1 protein-coding gene is annotated in these 404 nt (G+C 62.4%); it reads left to right on the forward strand.

Annotation, left to right across the window (positions count from 1 at the left end; genetic code table 11):
• Positions 1-404, forward strand: a 404-nt coding sequence (locus Q7F16_RS30095) for a carbon starvation CstA family protein (protein WP_409557423.1), incomplete at both ends; no start/stop codon positions are given.

Here is a 404-nt window from a genome sequence, read left to right on the forward strand (position 1 = left end):
GATCTTCACGGTGATGGCGACCATCCCGATCGCGATGTTCATGGGCATCTACATGCGCTACATCCGCCCGGGCCGCATCGGTGAAATCTCGATCATCGGCGTGCTGTTGCTGCTGGGTTCGATCTGGCTGGGCGGGCAAATTGCTGCCGATCCGGTTTGGGCCAAGGCCTTCACCTTCACCGGGATCCAGATCACCTGGATGCTGATCGGCTACGGCTTTGTCGCGGCGGTACTGCCGGTGTGGCTGATCCTGGCGCCACGGGACTACCTGTCCACATTCCTCAAGATCGGCACCATCGTCGCCCTGGCGATCGGCATCCTGGTCACCATGCCCGAGCTGAAAATGCCGGCGCTGACCCAGTTCACCGACGGCACGGGACCGGTGTGGAAGGGCGGTCTGTTCC

The organism is Pseudomonas sp. Lb2C2 (assembly GCF_052112205.1).
Taxonomy (GTDB): domain Bacteria; phylum Pseudomonadota; class Gammaproteobacteria; order Pseudomonadales; family Pseudomonadaceae; genus Aquipseudomonas; species Aquipseudomonas kilonensis.